Genomic DNA, 18,724 nt, shown 5'->3' with positions numbered 1-18,724 from the left:
CGCGATCTCCGGGGTCAATACGACCAGCTCCGCGCCTTGGCGATGATGAAGTCGCGAAACACGTGCAGCTTCGCCTGGTTCTTCATCGCGTCGGGGTAGGCGAAATAGGTGTCGAAGGAAGGCACCTCCGTTTCCGGCAGGAGCTGCACCAGGCCGGAATCCTTGGAGATGACATAGTCGGGCAGCATGGCGATGCCGGCGCCGCCCTGCACCGCGCGCTTGATCGACAATATATCGTTGATCTGCAGCGTCGGCACGCGCTGGCCGCCCTCGAAATCGCCGACCGTCTCCAGCCAGTTCAGCTCCGACAGATGCGCCGGCACCGGCACGCCGAAAGTGACGATGCGGTGCGCCTTGAGCTCGGCCACCGAAGCCGGCCTGCCATGCTTGGCGATATAGCCTGGCGACGCATAGAGGTGGAAATGCACCGTGAACAGGCGGCGCTGGATAAGGTCCGGCTGCTGCGGCTGGCGCAGCCGGATGGCGCAATCGGCCTGGCGCATGGTGAGGTCGAGCTCCTCGTTGGCGAGGATCAGTTGCAGGCTGATTTCAGGATAGAGCTCGATGAACTCCTGCACGCGCTCGGTCAGCCAGCCGGCGCCGAGCCCGACCGTGGTCGTGACCCTGAGCACGCCGGAGGGGCGGTCCTTGGTCTCGGTCAGCCGCGACTTGATGGTCTCGAGCTTCATCAGCACGTCATGCGCCGTGCGGAACAGCATCTCGCCCTGTTCGGTCAGCACCAGGCCGCGGGCGTGACGGTTGAACAGCGGCACGCCGACATCGTGCTCGAGCGCGCTGACCTGGCGCGAAATCGCCGATTGCGACAGGTGCAGCGTCTCGGCCGCATGTGTAAACGACCCCGCTTCCGCCGCAGCGTGAAACACGCGTAGCTTGTCCCAGTCCAACGCCATGATTCCCCTCGTTCCTGTTTGGCGTCTGAATGAAAAATCAGGCTTTTACACGGCATTTCTAAGCCGTTCTTTCAACAGTTTGCGAACCGCTATTCGGCCGCCTCGCGATGCACCTCGATGCCGGCCAGGTACTTCTCCGCCTCGAGCGCCGCCATGCAGCCCAGCCCCGCCGCAGTCACCGCCTGGCGGTATATATCGTCGGTCACGTCGCCGGCGGCGAACACGCCGGGCACGTCGGTGCGGGTCGAATCCGGCGCCGTCCACAGATAGCCGTTCGGCTTCTGCTTCAGCTTGCCGACGAACAGCTCGACCGCCGGCGCATGGCCGATCGCGACGAACACGCCGTCGACCTCGAGCTGCGTCTCGACACCCGTCACCACGTTGCGCAGCTTCAACCCTTCGACCGAAGGCGGCAGTGGCGTCTTGCCCGGACGGCCGGTGATCTCGTCGACAACCGTGTCCCAGATGACGCGGACATTGTCCTTCTTCAAGAGCCGCTCGCGCAGGATGCGTTCGGCGCGGAAGTCCGAGCGCCTGTGGATGACCGTCACGCTCTTGGCGAGGTTCGACAGATAGAGTGCTTCTTCCACCGCCGAATTGCCGCCGCCGACCACCGCGACATCCTTGCCGCGGTAGAAGAAGCCGTCGCATGTGGCGCAAGCCGATACGCCGAAGCCCATGAACGTCTGTTCGGTCGGAATGCCAAGCCATTTGGCCTGCGCGCCGGTGGCGATGATCAGGGCATCGGCCGTGTAGACGGTGCCGGAATCGCCCGTTGCGCGGAACGGCCGCACGTTGAGATCGACCTCGGTGATGATGTCGGCGATGATGTCGGTGCCGACATGTTCTGCCTGCCTGAGCATCTCGCTCATCAACCACGGACCCTGGATGGGTTCGCCGAAACCGGGATAGTTCTCGACGTCGGTGGTGATCATCAGCTGGCCCCCCTGCTGCAGGCCGGCGACCAGCATCGGCTTCAGCATGGCGCGGGCGGCATAGATCGCCGCGGTATAACCGGCCGGGCCGGAACCGATGATGAGGACAGGCGCGTGCTTGGTGGTCATGAAAAGCCTCTGCGGAGGGCTGCCGGCGTTTGCGGCATGGAAAACTCGTCGATGTCGCGCGTAATGTAAGTGTTGCCCACGACGCCAGCAAGGCAAGTTGGCGCTCGTCCCCGGAAAGCTTTGTCGCACCGGGCGAACCGCTCTGGTGCTGCGTGGATTTCCGCGTGGGGGATGGCGTGGACAGCAAAGTCGTTTAATTACAAAATCCCGCAAGATTCTTTCGCCACCCGCAATCATCGAAAGCCCCGAAATGCCGCTCAAGGCCGACCTCGACGCAATCGACTGGAAGATCCTGCGCGAATTGCAGGCAGATGGACGCATGACCAATGTCGAACTGTCGAACCGCGTCGGCATTTCGGCACCACCTTGCCTGCGCCGCGTCAAGCGACTGGAGGAAGCCGGCATCATTCGCGGCTATCGGGCGCTGCTCAACGCGCCGGCGCTCGGTCTCGACGTGGTCGCCTTCTGCCTGGTCGGCCTGCACCATCAGGCCGATGCCGAGCTTCGCATCTTCGCCGAGCGCACGCGCGGCTGGCCGGTCGTACGCGATGCCTGGATGGTGTCGGGCGAATCCGATTTCCTCCTGCACTGCGTGGCAAGCGACCTCGGCGCCTTCCAGACCTTTGTCATCGAGGAACTGACCTCCACGCCGAACGTCGACACGGTGCGCACAGCCCTCACCATCCGCCGGGTCAAGGATGAAGGGTTGGTCTCGTTCGAGCGGCCGTGACGCCGATCGATTGCGGCGCCCGGCCAAAGCGAATTCCGGAATTTCGCCACATCGCCGCCGCGTTGATAACGGACAGGCGCAGGCAGCCGGATCGTCCTGTGCGATTTGGCGCCTGATTGGTTTCCTTGCCCAAGCAGCGTAAGTTCCAAGGACGATCCGCCGTGGAAGGGACCATGACCAGGTTTGCAAGCCCGATTTCGGCGCTCATCATCTGCATGAACGAGGCCGATATGATCGGCCCGTGCCTCGAAAGCATCGATTTTTGCGCCGAGATCGTCATCGTCGATTCAGGCTCCACCGACGCCACGTTGGACATCGTTCGGCAGTTTGTCGCTGAGGGCTATCCGATAAAGCTGCTGCACAATGGCTGGCCGGGTTTTCCGCATCAGCGGCAATTCGCGCTCGACCACGCCACGCAGCCCTGGTGTCTTTCGATCGACCCGGACGAACGCGTCGACGACCGGCTGCGGCAGTCGATCGTGGCGGCGGTCGAGACGGCGAACGCCGGTATCAGCGGATGGTACATCCGCCGCCGCGACTGGCTGAAGGGCTACGGCTATGCCCATCGCTGGGTGCTGCACAACAGGCTGTTGCGGCTTTTCCGCCGGGAAGGTGCGACCATGGACGTGACCGCGCGGGTCCATGAATCCTTCGGCGTTTCCGGCGAGACCAGCACGATCGAAAACGGCGTGCTGCTGCATCGCCGCGAAATATCGGTCGAGGAGGATCTGGCCCGGGCAAATGCCTATTCCAGCCTCAAGGCGGCCACCCTGGTCGAGAAAGGCAAGAAGCCGGGCCTGGTGCGGCTGGTGCTTTCACCGCTCGGCAACTTCCTGAAATTCTATCTGGCCAAGCGCTACTTCCTGTGCGGCCGGCACGGCTTCGTCTATTCGATGTCGGTGATGATCTATTCCTTCGCCACCGAGGCCAAACTGTATGAGGCCTCGCAAGGCAGCGAACCGGCGTGAGCGGTCGGATCCGGGTCAGGACGGCTTGGCTCGCCCATCGAGCCGTCCTATGGCGGCGATGAGACCGTCGAGGTCGCTGCTGTCCCGCAAGGGCCTGATGACGAAGCCGGAGCGAAGCTGCGCCTCGCCGCCGACGAGCCAGCCCTGCGGCAGGCCGGCGCCCAGGCCTGCCTCCATGTCGGCCAGCTTGTCGCCGACGATCACGGACCGCCGGAGATCGAGATCGAGGCGTCTCGCCGCCTCGAAGAGCATGCCGGGATTGGGTTTGCGCATCGGGTGATCCGATATGCCCAGCGGCCCCACGCCAGCCTCGTGGTAGGCGCAGGCCAGCACCATGTCCACGACAACGCCCTGATCGCGCAACAGGTCGAGCACGCGGCGGTTCACATCGGCGAAGGCACTCCAACCGAAATAGCCGCGCGCGATGCCGGACTGGTTGGTCACCACCACGACCGGGATGCCAGCATTGTTGGCGGCGGCGATCGCCGGCAACATCTGCGGCCGGAGCTCGATCTCGGCCGGATCGCTGGGATAGTCGGTATCGACATTGATGGTGCCGTCGCGATCGAGGAACAGCGCCGGCTGGCCGGCGGGAAAAACCCTGCCGCCGATCCGCTCCACCCACAGGCCCGGCTCGGCCAACGGGTGCGGCGCCTTGTCAGCCATTGCTGAGGCGCGCTTCCACCACCTCGCACAGGTGATGGTAGAGGCACAGATGCCCTTGCTGGATGATCGGCGTCGAGGTCGAGGGCACGTTGAGCAGGATGTCGGTGAGCGGCGCGAGCTTGCCGCCTGTGTCGCCTGTCAGGCCGATCACCGTCATGCCCATGGTCCGTGCCTGTTCGGCGGCCGCCAGGATGCTCGGCGAATTGCCGCTGGTCGAGATCGCCAGAAGCACGCCGCCGGCCGCGCCATGCGCCTCGACCTGGCGCGAAAAAACGGTGTCGAAGCCGTAATCATTACCCCAGGCGGTCAGCACCGCGGCATTGGCCGGCAGCGCGATGACATTGTAGCCCTTGCGCTCCTTGAGAAAGCGGCCGACCAGTTCGCCGGCGATGTGAATGGCGTCGCTGGCCGAACCGCCATTGCCGCAGATCAGCAGCGCCTTGCCCGACGAAAGGGCGGCGACGATCGCGCTCGCCGCACGTTCCATCGCGCCTGTTAGATCGCGCTCGACCAGCGCCGTGATCGCGGCCGCCGAGCGGACCAGGTAATCGTTCAGTTCGGACATGAAACCCTCAATTCTTGTTGCCGGCCGAGCGCAGCCTGCCGATGGTGCCGGTCGTGCTCTTGCCGGCGACGAGATCGACCAGGACCACGCGCCCGCCCGCTTTCTGCACCACGTCCGCGCCGACCACGGTGTCGACCGTGTAGTCGGCGCCCTTGACGAGTATGTCGGGCAGAAGCGCCTCGATCAGCGCCAGCGGCGTGTCCTCGTCGAAGACCACCACCGCGTCGACCGACGCGAGCGCCGCCAGCACGCAGGCGCGGTCGTGCTGGTCGTTGACGGGCCGTTCCGGCCCCTTCAGCCGGCGCACCGAGGCATCGCTGTTGAGGCCGAGCACCAGCCGGTCGCACTGGCTGCGCGCCGCGTGCAGCAGGCTGACATGGCCGGCATGAAGGATGTCGAAACAGCCATTGGTGAAGCCGACGCTGAGGCCTTCCTCCTTCCACGCCGCCACCAGCCGTGCGGCCGATTTGGCGTCGAGGATGGCATCCCTGTGGACGCTCGGACCGTGCGATCGAAACAGCGCGCCGTTGAGTTCCTCGACCGTCAGCCGCGCCGTGCCTCGCTTGCCCACCACAACGCCGCCGGCTGCATTGGCGATCGAGGCGGCCGCGGCCGGATCGGCGCCGGCGGCAAGCGCCAGCGCGAAGGTCGCGATCACCGTATCGCCGGCGCCCGACACATCGAACACTTCGCGCGCCTGCGTGGCGATGTGGCGCGCCTCCGTCGGACCGACGACGCTCATGCCCTTTTCGCTGCGCGTGGCGACGACGAAGTCGAAGCCATGCGCCGCAAGCAGCTCGCGCGCCGCGGCCACGATCTCGTCATCGCTGAACACCGGCCGTTCGACCGCTTCGCCGAGTTCCTTGCGGTTGGGCGTGATGGCGGTCGCGCCGGCATAGCGTGCATAATCCCGGCCCTTCGGATCGACCAGCACCGGCTTTCCCGCCTCGCGGCAGATCGCGATCAATTCGCCGGCGACGCCGTCGAGCAGGATGCCCTTGCCGTAATCCGACAGGATGACGATGTCGGCGTGCGCCAGCGCGGCGCGGAAATGCCGGACCAGCGCCGCGCGCTCCGCCGCGCCGAGCGGCTTGATCTCTTCCTCGTCGAAGCGCAGCACCTGCTGGTTGAGCGCGCTGAAGCGGCTCTTGGACGACGTCATGCGGCCGCGCTCCCGCGCCAGGCCTGTCGTGTCGGCGCCAAGCTCGCCGAGCATGCGCACCAGGCTGTCGCCTGCCGTATCAGAGCCGATCACCGAGACCGGAATGGCGGCGGCGCCGAGCGAGATGATGTTGGCCACGACATTGCCGGCGCCGCCCATCGCCAGGCTCTCGCCGCGCCCATGGAGCACCGGGATCGGCGCTTCAGGCGAAATCCGCTCGATGATGCCGTTGACGAACCGGTCAAGGATGAGATCGCCGACCACCAGCACGGTGGCCTGGCCGAAGTGCGCGATGGCGCGGTGCAAGGGCTCGGGGGAAAGTGGGTCGTGCTTGGTCATGTCACTGGCAACGCGCAAAAACCGGTTTTGAAGATGCATGGAGGACAAATTGGCCGGGATCGGTCGTTCATGGCGATGCCGATATACCGCAATTCGAGCCAGCGCAACGCCGGCTGGCCTCCTCAACTCTTCTGCAAGGCGACATGGACGCCAAGCCCGACCAGCACCGCGCCGCCGGCTCGCTGCATCATGCGCTGGGCGCTGCTGGAGCGGCGCAGCCTGCCGATCACGGCACCAGCCAGGAACACGCAGACGATATCGGCCGAGGAGAACATCAGGTTGACTGTCGTGCCCAGCACGACGAATTGCAGCCAGACCGGGAATGCGGCAGAGGCATCGATGAACTGGGGCAGGAAGGCCATGAAGAAGATCGCGGTCTTCGGATTGAGCACCTCGACGGCGATGCTCTCGAAAAAGGCGCGGCAAGCCGATTTCCGCTCGATCGCCGGCAGTGCCATGTCGCCTTCCGCGCGTTTGCGGAACAGCGCCACACCGAGCCAGATTAGGTAGAGCGCGCCGACGAGCTTGACCGCCATGTAGAGCGGCGGCACGGCGTGGAAAAGCACGGACAGGCCGGCGGCAGCGGCAAAGACGTGAACATAGCCGCCCAGATGAATGCCGAGCGCCGCAGTCAGGCCGGACCAGCGGCCGCGCGCCATCGTCTGCGCGGCGGCATAGAGCATGGCCGGGCCTGGAATATAGGCGAAGATCGCCGTGGTGGCGAAAAACGCGACGAGCAGCTCTGTCGACGGCATTCCTGGTCCCTCATGATCGCGCCCGGCGGCGCGAGCCGACTGAAGCGGCAGCTTTGCGGCGCCACTGTGGCGCGCTGCCCCGCGCAGGGCAATCGCGGACGGGTCCACCCCTCGATTGTTCTTGCGGATCCCAGTGCCGCCCGGCAACGCTGCTTTGTCGACAGCTTCGCAAGCCTCCCTTATAAGGACCGGAATCGCAAGCAACCAGAGGCGTTCATGATCATCGTCACGGGCGGCGCCGGCATGATCGGCTCCAACATCGTCGCCGCGCTCAATTCGGAGGGCCACGACGACATTTTGGTCGTCGACGACCTGAGCGATGGCCACAAGATCGCCAACCTTGCTGACTTGCGGATCGCCGACTATCTCGACAAGGACGATTTCCTGGCCCGCCTCGAGGACGGCGGGCTCGGCCGCATCGAGGCCGTCTTCCATCAGGGCGCCTGCTCGACCACCACCGAATGGAACGGCAAGTTCATGATGGAGGTGAACTACGCCTATTCGAAGCGGCTGCTGCATGCCTGCCTGGCGCTGCGCGTGCCCTTCCTCTACGCCTCCTCGGCATCGGTCTATGGCGGCGGCTCCGAGTTCCGCGAGGACGCGGAGCTTGAGCGGCCGCTCAACGTCTACGCCTATTCAAAAAAGCTGTTCGATGACTATGTCAGGCGCAATGTCTTCGATACCGATCATTCGCAGGTCGCGGGCCTGCGCTACTTCAACGTCTATGGGCCGCGCGAGGCGCACAAGGACGCCATGGCCTCGGTCGCCTTTCATCTGTTCAACCAGGTCGGGCGTGGCGAGAATCCAAAGCTGTTCGGCGCCCATGACGGCTTTGGCCCCGGCGAGCAGAGCCGCGACTTCATCCATGTCGGCGACGTCGCCGATGTCAATCTGTGGCTGTGGAAGCGCGGCGCGAGCGGCATCTTCAACTGCGGCACCGGCCGGGCGCAACCCTTCCGCGCCATTGCCGAAACCGTCATCGACGCGCTGGGCAAGGGCGAGATCGAGTACATCCCCTTTCCCGACCACCTCAAGGGCAGCTACCAGAGCTTCACGCAAGCTGATATGTCGCGTCTGCGCGCCGCCGGTTACAATGGGCAATTCCGCAGCGTCGAAACCGGCGTCAGAGACTATGTCGAATGGCTGAAAGCCCAGCGATCCTCGTGATCGGCCCACGCTGGGTGGGCGATATGGTGATGGCGCAGTGCCTGTTCTCGGCGCTGAAGGAGCTTCATCCAAATGCAGCCATCGACGTGCTGGCGCCGGCCTGGGCGGCCCCTTTGGTCAAGCGTATGCCTGAGGTCCGCCAGCAGATCGATTTCCCGCTGAAACCCGGCGCGCTCGAATTCGCACATCGGCGCCGCTTCGGCCGTCTGCTGCGCGGCCGTTACGACAGCGCCTATATCTTGCCGGGCAGTTGGAAGTCGGCGCTGATCCCGTTCTTTGCCCGCATTCCGCGGCGTTTCGGCCATCTCAGGGAAATGCGCTACGGCCTGTTGACCGACATCGTTCCGCTGCCGGAGGCCGTGAAACGGCGCACGGCGCAGGCCTATTTCGGCCTTGCACAGGGTGGCGATTTTCGGGCACCTCATCTGACGGTGGACGCCAATAACCAGGCCACCCTGCTCGACCGTTTCGGCCTGGGGCCGCAGAAATTCGTGGCGCTGATGCCAGGTGCCGAGTTCGGCCCGGCCAAGCGCTGGCCGAGCGAACACTATGCCGGGCTTGCCCGGGAGTTCATGGCCAGAAGGTTCAAGGTCGCGCTGTTCGGGTCGAAGAACGACCGCGACGTGACCGCGGAGATCGCAGCCCTCGCTCCTGGCGTGGTCGACCTGGCCGGCCAGACGCGGCTGGAGGACGCCATCGACCTGATCGCGGCCGCCGGGCTGGCGGTCTCCAATGACAGCGGGCTGATGCATGTTGCGGCGGCGGTCGGCACGCCGGTTGTCGCCGTCTATGGTTCGACCTCGCCACAGAATACGCCGCCGCTGGCCGAACGGCGCGAACTGGTCTGGCTCGGCCTCTCCTGCTCGCCTTGCCACCGCAAGATCTGTCCGCTCGGCCACCTCAATTGCCTGAAGACGCTCGAGGTCGCACGGGTCATGGCGGCGGCGGACCGCCTGCTGGACATCCCGGCCTCCGCATGAAGGTGCTGATCGTCAAGACCTCGTCGATGGGCGATGTCATCCACACTTTTCCGGCGCTCCAGGATGCGCGCCGCGCACGGCCCGATATTGCCTTCGCCTGGTGCGTCGAGGAGGCTTTCGCCGGCATCGTCGCGCTGCACCCCGCAGTCGGAACCATCCACACGGTCGCCATCCGGCGTTGGCGAAAACATCTCTTCGACAAGGCCACCTGGCGCGAGGCGACCGCCTTGCGACGCGCCTTGCGTGCGTGCCGCTATGATCTGGTCATCGATGCGCAAGGCCTGTTGAAATCGGCGCTGGTGGCCAGGCAGGCGAAGGCGCCGATCGCCGGCTTCGACCGCTCAAGCGCGCGCGAGCCTTCGGCAACGCTGCTTTACGACGTCGGCCACGCCGTCCCCCGCAACCTGCACGCCATCGAGCGGACGCGACGGCTTTTCGGGCAGGCGTTGGGTTACCGGCCCGATCTTTCGATACTGGATTCGGGCATTGTGCCGCCGCCCGGCAATCTGACCGGCATAGCCGGCAACACGGCCTTCCTGCTGCACGGCACCAGCCGCGAGGACAAGAAGTGGCCTGTTGAAGACTGGATCGAAACCGGCCGCCTGCTGGTTGAGCGCGGCATGACGCCGGTCACGACCTGGTCGGACGAGCGCGAACAGGCGGTGGCTGAAGCGATCGCCCGGGCAGTTCCATCGACGAGCATCGTGCCAAAATCACCATTGGCCGACATCGCGGCGATCCTGGGCAGCTCGAGGCTGGTAATCGGCGCCGATACGGGGCTCACGCATCTCGCCAGCGCCTTCGGCCTGCCGACGGTCGCGGTGTTTTTGGCCACGGAGCCGGGTTTGACCGGTCCGCGCGGCCCCTATGCATCGACGCTGCAGGCCGCGCCCGGTGAGCGAGTGTCGCCCGCGAGGGTGGTGGCTGAGGCTGAGAGGCTGCTGGAGCACCAGACGCATGGTCAGGCCGGCGCTGGCAAGAACTGATCTATTCAATCGGAAAGCTGGCGCTGCCCCTCATCGCCCTGCCGGGGAGAAGGACACCTTCACCGATGACTGCGCCAATTTTAAGCGTTTGCAGAATAGACGCCGACTTCGCGTTCAGCCGTCTTCTCCCCGTCACTATACGGGGAGAAGGTGCCGGCAGGCGGATGAGGGGCGGCGCCAACCTTGGCTAAAAACGCGCAGATCAGCGCCCCTCGAACCCCTTAGATAAACTGCACCTGGACGATCTCGTATCCTCTTGCACCACCCGGCGCGTTGACCTCGATGGCGTCGCCGACTTCCTTGCCGATGAGCGCCCGCGCGATCGGCGAGGAGATCGAGATGCGGCCGGACTTCACGTCCGCCTCCTGATCGCCGACGATCTGGTAGGTCTTCTTCTCCTCGGTGTCCTCGTCGACCAGCACCACGGTGGCGCCGAACTTGACCTTGTCGCCGCTGAGCTTGGTGACATCGATGACTTCGGCCCGGGCGATGAGATCCTCGAGCTCGTTGACACGGCCCTCATTGAGGCTCTGCGCCTCTTTGGCGGCATGGTATTCGGCATTTTCGGATAGGTCGCCGTGCGAGCGCGCTTCGGAGATCGCCTCGATGATGCGCGGCCGCTCCTCCTGCTGGCGCCAGCGCAGTTCTTCCTTCAATGACGCGAACCCCTCGCCTGTCATCGGGACCTTGTTCATGATACCTGACCTTTCCTGCCGCCACCCCCGCATTTCGGGGAAAGCCTTATCGATGGTGCAAAAAGAAAACGGTCCGGCAGCCTCGGGCTAACGGAACCGTTCACCGCAATTTCCCTGAATATAGCAATCTTTGTGGGCTTTTCACGCCCAAAAATCGGTTTCTGAAGAAATCATCACCGTTTTCGCGCGCGCCGTCGCAGGAGCCGGCATGGCAACAAAAAACCGGCCGTGATTGCTCGCGGCCGGTTCGAAAAGGCATTGAGGGGGGTCAGCTCCTCATGAAATGGTCGATCTGTTCGGCCAGCATGCCGTATTCGCGTGAACCCTTGCCGGTTCGCTTTTCGATCTCCATCAGCTGTTGCTGGGCGCCGGCCAGGTCGCCGATCTGGAGATGGGCTTCGCCGAGATATTCGCGCACCAGCGTGTAGTTGGGATCGATGCGCAGCGCTTCCTCGTAATAGCCGAGGCCAACGGCGACGCGGCCGGAATGGCGGTGCGAATAGCCGAGATAGTTGAGGATGCGCGGGTCCTGCTTGTTGGCGGCGAGGCTGAGCACGGCGATCGCCTCGTCATAGCGGCCGGCCATCGCCAGGTCATGCCCGGCATCATAGATGCTGTCGTCGTCCAGCATGCCTTCCTGGGGTGCGACGCACTTGTTCTTCTTCTTGTCCCAGACCATGCCTTTCTTGCATTTGGTGGTCGTACTGGTGTCGTCACCGCTGCCTGCGGCAAACACCGGAACGGCAAGGAACTGCAGAGCGAGAAGCGCGCTCGCCGCCTGGATCAGCACTCTTTTATGCATCGGAGCCTCCTGGAGGGGTGAGAATGCAACACTAACGCAGCGTGTCGGCGGTTTCATCCCGGAAAAAAGCAAGGGGCTAACATGAGGTGACGGATGCTCGAAATCCGCTATCATCGGCGGCGATGAAAGCTGAGCCAGCGGAGACCGCCAGTGCAGCGACGGCTTGAAAAGAACTGGGATTTGACGATCGGGCCCGACACCGTGCGGCTGTTCATCCTCAAATGCAAGGCGTTGAGCGCCGCGATCAATGAAGACTATGCCGACGGCGCCGAACACGAAATCGAGTTCGATGGAAACACCCGTGACAATCATCATCATGACGGACTCGCCGAGGAAAGCTCGGAAAACCTGACCGAAGAGGAACTGCGCGAGCTGATCAACGACCTCAATGTCGACGAGGCGGCCGAGCTCGTCGCGCTCGCTTGGGTCGGCCGTGGCGACTACGATGCCTCGGAATGGGCCGACGCCGTCGCCGCCGCGCGCGAGCGCGCCAACAAGCACACGGCCAAATACCTGCTCGGCTTGCCGTTGCTCGCCGATTGGCTGGAGGAAGGGCTGGAAGCGATCGGTGCGTAACGCGCCGGTAATCGATTGTGATCGGGCCTAAGCGCCTTCCAGGCAACTTCGAGCATCCCGGCACCGTTTCGAGGCGATGGCAACACTGAGCTTTTCCCGAAAATACAGGATTGCATTGGTCATGGTCGTGACAGCACTGCTGGTGACGCCGGCCGATGCCAGGCATCGTCACAGGCATCACGAGCCGCTTTTACCACGGGTGGAACAGCCGCTGACGCCGCGGGTTGACCGGCCGCTGAAACCGCGCGGCGAAAGGCATCGCAAGCCGAAGCCGGCACGGCAGAGGACGCAAAAACCGAAGCCGGTACGTGCGGATGTCCCAGTGCCTGAACCGCGCCCCGCTGACGCGCCAGAGGCGACAGAACCGAACACGCAAAATCCAGCCGCAACATCCGACCGGTTTCAGGAGGAAGGATCCCCTCGGAAGCAACAAGCCCGGCCCGAGCCGCCAGCCGATGCGAAAGGCGAACCGGAGCCGCCAGCCGTGGCGCCGACGCCGACACAAAGGCCTGAGACTGCGGAACCGGAGGTTGAGCCGCCGGCCCTCGCCCCGCCACCGCCGCCAAAGCCGGCGGACGCGGACAAAAAGGAGATGCTTCCCGATCCGCGTTCGGCTGACCTGCCAGACGCGAAAATGCCTGCCGAGGAAGTCGCCTGCCGCGAGCGGCTGAGGGGTCTCGGTGTCGAATTCGAGGAGCACAAGGCTGAAAGCGATCGCGATATCGGCTGTTCGATCCCCTATCCCCTGGTGCTGAAGAGCCTTGGCAAGTCGATCGCCATTGCCCCGGGCGCCGAGCTCAATTGCGCAATGGCCGAGGCGGCGGCACGCTTTGCCGGCAACGTCATCCAGCCGGCGGCGAAAGCCGAATTCGGCACCGACCTGAAATCGATCGGCCAGGCATCGGCCTTTGTGTGCCGGCCACGCAACGGCACGCGCAAACTGTCCGAACATGCCTTCGGCAATGCGCTCGATATTGCCAGCTTCACACTTGCGGACGGCAGGACGATCGAGGTCGGCCCGGCGCCACCGGACAAGGACGCCAAATTCCTCGACGCGGTGCGCAAGGCCGCCTGCGGGCCGTTCAAGACCGTGCTGGGCCCGGGCAGCGATGCCGATCATTCGCTGCATTTGCACCTCGACCTCGAGCCGCGCCGCCACGGCGGTACCTTCTGCCAGTAGGGCCGGCTCAGAAGCGATGCCGCAATTCGGCCGCAGGCATGAACGCCGGCGCTGATTTTTCCTTTACCGTTGATCGTTAAAATCCCGCCTATCGGGAAAGGGACTGCCGATGGACGGGATATTTCGTGCCGCGCTGGCGCTTGCGCGGCAATCGAAACGCGCGCGCGCCGCTGCCGGCGGGGTGGCCGCCCTGCTTGCGCTGGCCGCGGTGTCGGCCTGCAACACCGGCAACGTGCTGGCACTGGAGCCGGCCGTCGATGTCGGCGCGCAGACCGCGGCCGTGCCGCAATATTCAGGCATGCAGCGGCTGGTTCCTTCCAATCCCTACATGACGCAGGCCGCCTATCCACGCATGGACGAGCCGATGTCGCCGGTCGAGCAGATGCCGGCCAGCGAGACCGACTGCCGTCAGCAGCTGAGGCGCCTCGGCGTCACCTTCACCGACCTGGCGCCGATCCATGAAGGCCAGTGCGGCATCGACTATCCGGTGAAGGTTTCGGCCATCGGCAGCGTCGAGATGAAGCCCGCCGCGACGCTGACCTGCGACATGGCCGCCAGCTTCGCCGCGTGGACGAAGAACGAGCTCGTTCCTTCCGCCCGCTGGCGCTACTTCTCCGGCGTCAGGACCATCCACCAGGGTTCCAGCTATTCCTGCCGCAACATCGCCGGCGAAGGCGTGCTGTCGGAACACGGCAAGGGCAACGCGCTCGACGTGATGAGCATCGAACTCAACAATGGCGACGACATCGACGTGCGCAAGCCCGGCCTGTTCGCCTTCCGCACCCGCGGCTTCCTCAACAATGTGCGCGCCGACGGCTGCCAGTATTTCACCACCGTGCTCGGCCCCGGCTACAATTACGACCACCGCAACCATTTCCACTTCGACATCAAGAACCGCAAGAGCGGCTATCGCGCCTGCCGCTGATCCCTTTGCCTGGCGGCGGCTTCGCCGCGTACAGTGACGTCGTAGAACTCGAGCGGCATCGATGAGCCAACGAAGCTTCCGACGACGCGCTGCGACCTGGCTGGTGTTGCTTCTGGCGACCTATCTGGTGCTGGCCTATGTCGCCGCGCCGGAATTCTGGACGTTTCGCGATCGCGGCTTTCGCAGCCAAAGCTTCGAGATGGTGACGCACACCCCGCAAGGCATTCCGGGCGACCCGATCAATGTCGGCCTGATCGGCACGCAAAAGGAGGTTGTCCATGCCTTCGCCGTCGCTGGCTGGGACACGGCCGACGCCGTGACGCTGAGAACCGCGATCGATATTGGCGAAAGCGTCTTGTTTTCGCGCCCCTATCCGGACGCGCCCGTCAGCCGGCTGCTGTTCGAAGGCCGCGCCCAGGATCTTGCTTTCGAGAAGCCGGTCGGCGGCAGCGCCGACCGCCGTCACCATGTGCGCTTCTGGCAGACTGATGCCACGGGCGACGATGGCCGTCCGCTGTGGCTGGGCTCGGCCAGTTTCGACCGTGGCGTGGGCCTGAGCCACGACACCGGCGCCATCACCCATCATATCGGCCCCGACATCGACGCCGAACGCGACTTTCTTATGCAGGATTTGACCGCCGCCGGAATGCTGATCTCAACCAGCGACCTGGAAGGCATCGGCGCCACAACGCACGGGCGCAATGGCGGCGGCGACCCCTATTTCACCGACGGCAAGGCCGTGCTCGGCGTGCTGAAGCAACTGCCGTGATGCCTGAAGTCAGCTCGTGGCGACCACGACCTTGCCGAACGGTCCCTTCTCCAGATGCTGGAAGGCCTGCTCCACCTCCTCGAAGCCGAAGACCTTGTCGACCACCGGCCGGATGCCGAGCACCTCGATCGCCTGGTTCATCCGCTCGAAGGCGCGGCGATGGCCGATCGATATGCCCTGCACGACGATGCGATTGCGCAGGAACGGCACGATCGGAAAGCTGAGTTCCATCGAGCCCAGCAGGCCGATGACCGACAGGCGGCCGTCGGCGGCCAGGGCATCGAGCGATCGCCGCGCATTGTCGCCGCCGACCATCTCCAGGATATGGTTGACGCCGGTTCCACCCGTCAGGTCACGCGCGGCTTCGTCCCATGCCGGCTGGGTGCGGTAGTTGATCACTTGCCAGGCGCCGAGTTTCCTGGCCCGCTCGAGCTTGTCGTCGCTGCTCGAGGTGACGATGGCACGCAGGCCGAAAGCGGCCGCGAATTGCAGTGCAAACAGCGACACGCCGCCGGTACCCTGGATAAGAATGGTCTGGCCGGGCACCGGCTTCGTCGCCTCCGCCAAGGCAAACCACGCCGTCAGCGCCGCGATCGGCAGCGTCGATGCCTCGGCGTCGCTGAGCGAAGGCGGCGCCAGCACGACGGCATCCTCGTGAAGCAGCACGTAGTCGGACAAGGTGCCGGGCAGTGACAATCCCAGCGTGTGCTGGTGAAGCACCGGCGGCGCATCGCCGTCAGGCCAGTCGGCGATCACTTGGCCCAGCACGCGTTGCCCGGCCTGGAAGCGGCTGACGCCACCGCCGACCGCCACGACCTCGCCCACCGCATCCGATGTCGGCACGAAGGGGAAGACGAGGTCCGGGATCAGCACCCCGTCTAGGATCATTCGATCCTTGTAATTCAGCGATATAGTCTTGATCCGCACCAGCAGCTCACGAGGCCCGGGTGCGGGTACCTTTCCCCGCGCCGGTTGCAGCTTGGACAGGCCAAAACCGGTCATTTGCCAGGATCTGTTGATGTCTCTGTTCATCTCGTCTGCTCCGGATTGAGTTGCTGGCGAGATCTTTACGTCATTCCACTATGGAAAAAAGTGCTTCTATGTGGCATAATTGGAAACGAATTGAAGATCATTATTCTACAATAGGGGCACAGCCATGGAATCCGCCGATCTGCAGGGCATTGTCGCCTTCGTTCAAACCATCGAAGCCGGCAGCTTCACCAGTGCGGGAGAACGGCTGCGCGTGACGAAATCGGCGGTCGGCAAATCGATCGCACAGCTGGAGCATCGGCTTGGCGTGCGTCTGCTCAATCGCACCACCCGCAGCCTGAGCCCGACAAGCGAAGGCCTCAGCTATTACGAAGCCTGCGTCAGGGCGCTGTCCGAAATCGAAGCCGCCCAGTCGCTGCTTGCCTCGCACCGGCAAGTGCCCTCGGGCCGGCTTCGGGTCGATTTGCCGTCGGCCTTCGGCCAGCGCTGCGTTGCCCCAGTTTTGTTCGACATTTCCAAGCGCTTCCCCGATCTGGCGATGGAGATCTCCTTCAACGACCGTCGCGTCGATCTCATCGAAGAAAGCATCGACCTGGCAGTTCGCATGGGCGAGCTCGACGACAGCCTGTCGCTCGCGGCGCGGCGGCTCTATGTCCAACGCTCGTGCGTATTGGCCGCCCCCGCCTACCTCGAGGAGCACGGCAGGCCGCGAACGATCGAGGAGCTCGCCGCTCATAAGCTGATCGGCTACACCCGTAACGGCGTCGCCCATCCCTGGACCATAAGGCACGCCGACGGCCAAATCGGAAAGTTCACACCGCGGGCAAGGCTGGTCCTCGACAATGGCGAGCCGATGCTCGACGCCGCCCTTGCCGGCTGCGGCATCACCTTCCTGCCGACATGGTTGGCGGCGGACAGCCTCAGGAGCGGTGCGCTCGAAATGGTGCTGTCGGACCGCCTCGTCGAAAACATTGCCGTCCACGCCGTTTGGCCGGTGACGCGAGCAGTGACGCCGAAGGTCCGCGTCGTAGTCGATGCGCTGGTCGAGCATTTTTCGGCGCCGCCCTGGGATGCCGCCTGACGGGGCCGCATGCGCTGTCATCTTCCTGAAAACGGCTGCTGACTATTTTCCAATCCAGCATGGCAATGCTATTGACCCCTGATGCTATATGTTGAAATCGCCACCGTGGTCGTCCTCATCTGCGTGAACGGCCTTCTGGCAATGTCCGAGCTTGCCATCGTCTCGTCGCGGCCGGCCCGCCTCAAGGCAATGATCGATCGCGAGGTTAAGGGCGCCGGCCGGGCGCTTGCGCTTGGCTCCAACCCCGGCAAGTTCCTGTCCTCGGTACAGATCGGCATCACCCTGGTCGGCGTGCTGTCCGGCGCCTTTTCCGGCGCCACGCTCGGCGAAAGGCTGGCGCAGTTCCTGGCCTCGAACGGCATCCGCGAAAACATCGCCGATCCGCTCGGCGTCGGCATCGTCGTGGCCATCATCACCTATGCCTCGCTGATCATCGGTGAGCTCGTGCCCAAGCAGATCGCGCTGCGCGACCCCGAGCGGGTCGCCGTGCGCGCCGCCCCGGCCATGACCGTCCTCGCCACCGTCTCGGCGCCGCTGGTCTTCCTGCTCGATATCTCGGGCCGCGCCGTGCTTTGGCTGCTCGGCCAGCGCGGCGAGAGCGAGGAGAAGGTTACCGACGAGGAGATCAAGATGCTGGTCGCCGAGGCCGAGCATCACGGCACCATCGAGTCCGACGAGCGCCGCATGATCGCCGGCGTCATGCGGCTTGGCGACCGCGCCGTGCGCGCCGTCATGACGCCGCGCACCGAGGTCGACTGGATCAACCTCCAGTCCGACGATGCGACCACCCGCAAGCTCCTGATGGATACGCAGCATTCGCGCTTGCCCGCCGGCGACGGCGGCGTCGACGCCATGATCGGTGTCGTCCAGACACGTGATGTGCTGGCGGCATTGCTGGGCGGCCGCGCGCTCGACCCGCGTCGGCACGTGCGCACCGCGCCCATCGTGCACGATCAGGCCGACGCGCTCGACGTGCTGCAGACGCTGAAGGAATCCGACGTGCCGATGGCGCTGGTGCACGACGAATACGGCCATTTCGAAGGCATCGTCACCCCCGCCGACATCCTGGAGGCCATCACCGGTGTCTTCCGTTCCGACCTCGAAGCCGGCGAGGAGGAGAATGCCGTCAAGCGCGACGACGGCTCATGGCTGCTTGCCGGCTATATGCAGGCCGACGAGATGGCCGAGGTGCTGGGCATCGACCTGCCGGAAAACCGCGACTACGAGACCGTCGCCGGCTATGTGCTGTCACACATGCACCATCTGCCGGCGACCGGCGAATGCGTCGACGCGCAAGGCTGGCGTTTCGAGGTGGTCGATCTCGACGGCCGCCGCATCGATAAGCTGATCGCCACGCGCCTGCCCAGCGGCCACCGCGAAGTGGTGCGCTGATTGTTCCAACTTTGCCTCGGG

At 64.6% G+C, this 18,724-nt stretch carries 20 protein-coding genes; 11 read left to right on the top strand and 9 right to left on the bottom strand.

All coding sequences use genetic code 11. From position 1 onward, the window contains the following. Positions 1-14: 14 nt before the first annotated feature. Entirely contained in the window at positions 15-911 is an 897-nt protein-coding gene (locus FJ972_RS10855) for a LysR family transcriptional regulator (RefSeq protein WP_140495954.1), read from the bottom strand. Positions 912-1,000: 89 nt separating this feature from the next. Further along, positions 1,001-1,975 carry a thioredoxin-disulfide reductase gene (gene trxB / locus FJ972_RS10850; protein ID WP_140495955.1) on the bottom strand — a complete coding sequence of 325 codons (975 nt, stop codon included), beginning with the start codon at positions 1,973-1,975 and terminating at the stop codon, positions 1,001-1,003. 250 nt (positions 1,976-2,225) lie between these two features. Between trxB and FJ972_RS10845 the strand changes: the two genes are divergently transcribed. Both FJ972_RS10845 and FJ972_RS10840 read left to right on the top strand, forming a co-directional pair. Continuing rightward, positions 2,226-2,705 (top strand): Lrp/AsnC family transcriptional regulator, encoded by a 480-nt coding sequence (locus FJ972_RS10845; protein WP_140495956.1) that lies wholly within the window; start codon positions 2,226-2,228, stop codon positions 2,703-2,705. A 173-nt stretch (positions 2,706-2,878) separates the two neighbouring features. Then, positions 2,879-3,673: a glycosyltransferase family 2 protein gene (locus FJ972_RS10840; protein ID WP_140495957.1), complete on the top strand. Its 795-nt coding sequence runs from the start codon at positions 2,879-2,881 to the stop codon at positions 3,671-3,673. A 15-nt stretch (positions 3,674-3,688) separates the two neighbouring features. On the opposite strand, the gene gmhB is transcribed toward FJ972_RS10840, so the two are convergent. The 4 genes from gmhB to FJ972_RS10820 form a co-directional block, all read right to left on the bottom strand. Next, a complete protein-coding gene (gmhB, locus tag FJ972_RS10835; RefSeq protein ID WP_140524874.1) occupies positions 3,689-4,339 on the bottom strand; it encodes a D-glycero-beta-D-manno-heptose 1,7-bisphosphate 7-phosphatase in 651 nt (216 codons plus the stop codon). Continuing rightward, positions 4,332-4,904 (bottom strand): SIS domain-containing protein, encoded by a 573-nt coding sequence (locus FJ972_RS10830; protein WP_140524875.1) that lies wholly within the window; start codon positions 4,902-4,904, stop codon positions 4,332-4,334. Before FJ972_RS10830 ends, gmhB begins: the two co-directional genes overlap by 8 nt. Before the next feature lie 7 nt (positions 4,905-4,911). Beyond that, on the bottom strand, positions 4,912-6,405 hold the full coding sequence (gene rfaE1, locus FJ972_RS10825; RefSeq protein ID WP_140495960.1) for a D-glycero-beta-D-manno-heptose-7-phosphate kinase: 1,494 nt from the start codon (positions 6,403-6,405) through the stop codon (positions 4,912-4,914). Between the two features lie 122 nt (positions 6,406-6,527). Continuing rightward, the gene (locus FJ972_RS10820; RefSeq protein ID WP_140524876.1) at positions 6,528-7,160 is read right to left on the bottom strand and encodes a LysE family translocator; all 633 of its coding nucleotides are present in this window, start codon (positions 7,158-7,160) and stop codon (positions 6,528-6,530) included. Positions 7,161-7,376: 216 nt separating this feature from the next. On the opposite strand from FJ972_RS10820, the gene rfaD reads away from it, so the two are divergent. The 3 genes from rfaD to waaC are packed head-to-tail and all read left to right on the top strand — an operon-like array spanning position 7,377 to position 10,293. Continuing rightward, positions 7,377-8,327, top strand: a complete 951-nt coding sequence (gene rfaD / locus FJ972_RS10815; protein WP_140524877.1) for an ADP-glyceromanno-heptose 6-epimerase — start codon at positions 7,377-7,379, stop codon at positions 8,325-8,327. Further along, entirely contained in the window at positions 8,300-9,307 is a 1,008-nt protein-coding gene (gene waaF, locus FJ972_RS10810) for a lipopolysaccharide heptosyltransferase II (protein WP_140524878.1), read from the top strand. Before rfaD ends, waaF begins: the two co-directional genes overlap by 28 nt. Continuing rightward, positions 9,304-10,293 (top strand): lipopolysaccharide heptosyltransferase I, encoded by a 990-nt coding sequence (gene waaC / locus FJ972_RS10805; protein WP_140524879.1) that lies wholly within the window; start codon positions 9,304-9,306, stop codon positions 10,291-10,293. Before waaF ends, waaC begins: the two co-directional genes overlap by 4 nt. A gap of 221 nt (positions 10,294-10,514) precedes the next feature. Here waaC and greA read toward each other — a convergent pair whose 3' ends face one another. After that, a complete protein-coding gene (greA, locus tag FJ972_RS10800) occupies positions 10,515-10,988 on the bottom strand; it encodes a transcription elongation factor GreA (RefSeq protein ID WP_008877613.1) in 474 nt (157 codons plus the stop codon). A gap of 268 nt (positions 10,989-11,256) precedes the next feature. Further along, positions 11,257-11,790, bottom strand: coding sequence for a tetratricopeptide repeat protein (locus FJ972_RS10795; protein ID WP_140495965.1), 534 nt, complete (start codon positions 11,788-11,790; stop codon positions 11,257-11,259). Between the two features lie 150 nt (positions 11,791-11,940). On the opposite strand from FJ972_RS10795, the gene FJ972_RS10790 reads away from it, so the two are divergent. The 4 genes from FJ972_RS10790 (at position 11,941) to FJ972_RS10775 (ending at position 15,240) form a co-directional block, all read left to right on the top strand. Beyond that, entirely contained in the window at positions 11,941-12,366 is a 426-nt protein-coding gene (locus FJ972_RS10790) for a DUF3775 domain-containing protein (RefSeq protein WP_140524880.1), read from the top strand. A 115-nt stretch (positions 12,367-12,481) separates the two neighbouring features. Next, positions 12,482-13,546: an extensin family protein gene (locus tag FJ972_RS10785; protein WP_140524955.1), complete on the top strand. Its 1,065-nt coding sequence runs from the start codon at positions 12,482-12,484 to the stop codon at positions 13,544-13,546. 109 nt (positions 13,547-13,655) lie between these two features. Beyond that, positions 13,656-14,471: an extensin family protein gene (locus FJ972_RS10780; RefSeq protein ID WP_140524881.1), complete on the top strand. Its 816-nt coding sequence runs from the start codon at positions 13,656-13,658 to the stop codon at positions 14,469-14,471. A 61-nt stretch (positions 14,472-14,532) separates the two neighbouring features. Continuing rightward, positions 14,533-15,240 carry an LssY C-terminal domain-containing protein gene (locus FJ972_RS10775; RefSeq protein ID WP_140524882.1) on the top strand — a complete coding sequence of 236 codons (708 nt, stop codon included), beginning with the start codon at positions 14,533-14,535 and terminating at the stop codon, positions 15,238-15,240. Between the two features lie 9 nt (positions 15,241-15,249). Here the strand turns inward: FJ972_RS10775 and FJ972_RS10770 are convergent, their stop codons facing one another. Further along, the gene (locus FJ972_RS10770; RefSeq protein ID WP_140524883.1) at positions 15,250-16,272 is read right to left on the bottom strand and encodes a zinc-dependent alcohol dehydrogenase family protein; all 1,023 of its coding nucleotides are present in this window, start codon (positions 16,270-16,272) and stop codon (positions 15,250-15,252) included. A 124-nt stretch (positions 16,273-16,396) separates the two neighbouring features. Here FJ972_RS10770 and FJ972_RS10765 point away from each other — a divergent pair, with 124 nt between their 5' ends. Both FJ972_RS10765 and FJ972_RS10760 read left to right on the top strand, forming a co-directional pair. Continuing rightward, positions 16,397-17,311 (top strand): LysR family transcriptional regulator, encoded by a 915-nt coding sequence (locus FJ972_RS10765; protein WP_140524884.1) that lies wholly within the window; start codon positions 16,397-16,399, stop codon positions 17,309-17,311. Positions 17,312-17,392: 81 nt separating this feature from the next. Then, on the top strand, positions 17,393-18,703 hold the full coding sequence (locus FJ972_RS10760) for a hemolysin family protein (protein ID WP_140495971.1): 1,311 nt from the start codon (positions 17,393-17,395) through the stop codon (positions 18,701-18,703). Positions 18,704-18,724 lie beyond the last annotated feature (21 nt).

This window comes from Mesorhizobium sp. B2-1-1 (genome assembly GCF_006442975.2).
Taxonomy (GTDB): Bacteria; Pseudomonadota; Alphaproteobacteria; order Rhizobiales; family Rhizobiaceae; genus Mesorhizobium.
This window is presented reverse-complemented; position numbering and strand designations above follow the sequence as displayed.

Excerpts from the sequence above, each read along its gene's own strand:
- FJ972_RS10855 (WP_140495954.1), bottom strand. The coding sequence starts at position 911 with ATGGCGTTGGACTGGGACAAGCTACGCGTGTTTCACGCTGCGGCGGAA.
- trxB (WP_140495955.1), bottom strand. The coding sequence starts at position 1,975 with ATGACCACCAAGCACGCGCCTGTCCTCATCATCGGTTCCGGCCCGGCC.
- FJ972_RS10845 (WP_140495956.1), top strand. The coding sequence starts at position 2,226 with ATGCCGCTCAAGGCCGACCTCGACGCAATCGACTGGAAGATCCTGCGC.
- FJ972_RS10840 (WP_140495957.1), top strand. The coding sequence starts at position 2,879 with ATGACCAGGTTTGCAAGCCCGATTTCGGCGCTCATCATCTGCATGAAC.
- gmhB (WP_140524874.1), bottom strand. The coding sequence starts at position 4,339 with ATGGCTGACAAGGCGCCGCACCCGTTGGCCGAGCCGGGCCTGTGGGTG.
- FJ972_RS10830 (WP_140524875.1), bottom strand. The coding sequence starts at position 4,904 with ATGTCCGAACTGAACGATTACCTGGTCCGCTCGGCGGCCGCGATCACG.
- rfaE1 (WP_140495960.1), bottom strand. The coding sequence starts at position 6,405 with ATGACCAAGCACGACCCACTTTCCCCCGAGCCCTTGCACCGCGCCATC.
- FJ972_RS10820 (WP_140524876.1), bottom strand. The coding sequence starts at position 7,160 with ATGCCGTCGACAGAGCTGCTCGTCGCGTTTTTCGCCACCACGGCGATC.
- rfaD (WP_140524877.1), top strand. The coding sequence starts at position 7,377 with ATGATCATCGTCACGGGCGGCGCCGGCATGATCGGCTCCAACATCGTC.
- waaF (WP_140524878.1), top strand. The coding sequence starts at position 8,300 with ATGGCTGAAAGCCCAGCGATCCTCGTGATCGGCCCACGCTGGGTGGGC.
- waaC (WP_140524879.1), top strand. The coding sequence starts at position 9,304 with ATGAAGGTGCTGATCGTCAAGACCTCGTCGATGGGCGATGTCATCCAC.
- greA (WP_008877613.1), bottom strand. The coding sequence starts at position 10,988 with ATGAACAAGGTCCCGATGACAGGCGAGGGGTTCGCGTCATTGAAGGAA.
- FJ972_RS10795 (WP_140495965.1), bottom strand. The coding sequence starts at position 11,790 with ATGCATAAAAGAGTGCTGATCCAGGCGGCGAGCGCGCTTCTCGCTCTG.
- FJ972_RS10780 (WP_140524881.1), top strand. The coding sequence starts at position 13,656 with ATGGACGGGATATTTCGTGCCGCGCTGGCGCTTGCGCGGCAATCGAAA.
- FJ972_RS10775 (WP_140524882.1), top strand. The coding sequence starts at position 14,533 with ATGAGCCAACGAAGCTTCCGACGACGCGCTGCGACCTGGCTGGTGTTG.
- FJ972_RS10770 (WP_140524883.1), bottom strand. The coding sequence starts at position 16,272 with ATGAACAGAGACATCAACAGATCCTGGCAAATGACCGGTTTTGGCCTG.
- FJ972_RS10765 (WP_140524884.1), top strand. The coding sequence starts at position 16,397 with ATGGAATCCGCCGATCTGCAGGGCATTGTCGCCTTCGTTCAAACCATC.
- FJ972_RS10760 (WP_140495971.1), top strand. The coding sequence starts at position 17,393 with ATGCTATATGTTGAAATCGCCACCGTGGTCGTCCTCATCTGCGTGAAC.